At 68.7% G+C, this 2,460-nt stretch carries 1 protein-coding gene; it reads right to left on the bottom strand.

Going from position 1 to position 2,460, the window contains the following annotated elements; translation table 11 throughout:
* Nucleotides 1–2,460, bottom strand: a 2,460-nt coding sequence (locus CAY82_RS24690; protein WP_256576332.1) for an Ig-like domain-containing protein, incomplete at both ends; no start/stop codon positions are given.

The following is a 2,460-nucleotide window of genomic DNA, read 5'->3' on the forward strand; positions in this document are numbered from 1 at the left end:
TGACCACCGGCGCGGCGGGTGCCACCGAGTCCACTGTGGTGCTGCCCTGCGGGCCGGTGTTGCCGGCCGGGTCCTGGGCCACGGCGTTCACCACCGTGCCGTTGGCCAGCGGTGTGGCCGGGGTGAAGCTCCAGTCGCCATTGCCGTCGGCGGTGGTCTCGCCGATGGGGTTGCCGCTGCCGTCGGTGAGGATCACTTTGGCCCCGGCTTCGGCGGTGCCGCTGATTTCGCTGCCGTTACTCGGTTCGACCACCGGCGCGGCCGGGGCCACCGAGTCCACCGTGGTGGTGGCCTGCGGACCGGTATTGCCGGTCGGGTCGGTCGCGGTGGCGTTCACCACGGTGCCGTTGGCCAACGGCGTGCCGGGGGTGAAACTCCAGTTGCCGCTGCCGTCGGCGGTGATCTGGCCGATCGGGTTACCACTGCCATCGGTCAGGGTCACGGTGGCGCCCGCTTCAGCCGTACCGCTGATGGTCACGCCGTTGCTCGGATTGATGATTGGTGCAGCCGGCGCGCTGGCGTCGACGGTGACCGTCGCTGCCGGGCCGGTGTTGCCGGCCGGGTCGCTCGCCGTGGCATTGACCACAGTACCATTGGGCAGCGGCGTGGCTGGGGTGAAGCTCCAATTGCCGCTGCCATCAGCCATCACCTGGCCGATCGGATTGCCGCTGCCATCGGTCAGGGTCACCGTGCTGTTCGGCTCGGCGGTACCGCTGAGGCTGCTGCCGTCGCTCAGGTTGATGATCGGTGCGGCTGGGGCGATGGCGTCAACAGTGACGCTGCTCGGCCCGCTGGTATTGCCGGCCGGGTCCTGGGCCACGGCGTTGATCACCGTGCCATTAACCAGCGGCGTAACGGGCGTGAACGACCAGTTGCCGCTGCCATCGGCGGTCGTCTCGCCGATGGGGTTGCCGCTGCCGTCAGTGAGGATCACCTTGGCCCCGGCTTCGGCGGTGCCGCTGATTTCGCTGCCGTTGCTCGGCTCGACCACCGGCGCGGCCGGGGCCACCGAGTCCACCGTGGTGGTGGCCTGCGGGCCGGTGTTGCCGGTCGGGTCGGTCGCGGTGGCGTTTACCACGGTGCCGTTGGGTAACGGGCTGCCCGGTGTGAAACTCCAGTTGCCACTGCCGTCGGCGGTGATCTGCCCAATCGGGTTACCGCTGCCATCGGTCAGGGTCACGGTGGCGCCCGCTTCAGCCGTACCGCTGATGGTCACGCCGTTGCTCGGATTGATGATTGGTGCAGCCGGCGCGCTGGCGTCGACGGTGACCGTCGCTGCCGGGCCGGTGTTGCCGGCCGGGTCGCTTGCCGTGGCATTGACCACTGTGCCATTAGGCAGTGGCGTGGCTGGGGTGAAGCTCCAGTTGCCGCTGCCGTCGGCGATGACTTCGCCAATCGGATTACCACTGCCATCGGTGAGGGTCACCGTGCTGTTCGGCTCGGCGGTACCGCTGAGACTGCTGCCGTTACTTAGATTTATGGTGGGCGCGCCGGGGGCCACGCCGTCCACCGTGGTGCTGCCCTGCCCGCTGGTGTTGCCGGCCGGATCGGTCGCCGTGGCGTTGACCACCGTGCCGTTGGCCAGCGGTGTGGCCGGGGTGAAGCTCCAGTCGCCGTTGCCATCGGCGGTCGTCTCGCCGATGGGGTTGCCGCTGCCGTCGGTGAGGATCACCTTGGCCCCGGCTTCGGCGGTGCCGTTGATTTCGCTGCCGTTGCTCGGCTCGACCACTGGCGCGGCCGGGGCCACCGAGTCCACCATGGTGGTGGCCTGCGGACCGGTGTTGCCGGTCGGGTCGGTCGCGGTGGCGTTTACCACTGTGCCGTTGGCCAACGGCGTGCCGGGGGTGAAACTCCAGTTGCCACTGCCATCGGCGGTGATCTGCCCGATCGGGTTACCGCTGCCATCGGTCAGGGTCACGGTGGCACCCGCTTCAGCCGTACCGCTGATGGTCACGCCGTTGCTCGGATTGATGATTGGTGCAGCCGGCGCGCTGGCGTCGACCGTGACCGTCGCTGCCGGGCCGGTGTTGCCGGCCGGGTCGCTTGCCGTGACATTGACCACTGTACCATTGGGCAGCGGCGTGGCTGGGGTGAAGCTCCAGTTGCCGCTGCCGTCGGCGATGACTTCGCCAATCGGATTACCACTGCCATCGGTGAGGGTCACCGTGCTGTTCGGCTCGGCGGTACCGCTGAGGCTGCTGCCGTCGCTCAGGTTGATGATCGGTGCGGCTGGGGCGATGGCGTCAACAGTGACGCTGCTCGGCCCGCTGGTATTGCCGGCCGGGTCCTGGGCCACGGCGTTGATCACCGTGCCGTTGGCCAGCGGCATCGCGGGCGTGAACGACCAGTTGCCACTGCCGTCGGCGGTTGTCTGGCCTATCGGGTTGCCGCCGCCGTCGGTGAGGATGACCGTCGCGCCAGCTTCAGCAGTACCACTGATTTCCGTGCCATTGCTCGGCT

The sequence above is a fragment of the Pseudomonas sp. SID14000 genome (genome assembly GCF_002165135.1).
Classification (GTDB): Bacteria; Pseudomonadota; Gammaproteobacteria; order Pseudomonadales; family Pseudomonadaceae; genus Aquipseudomonas.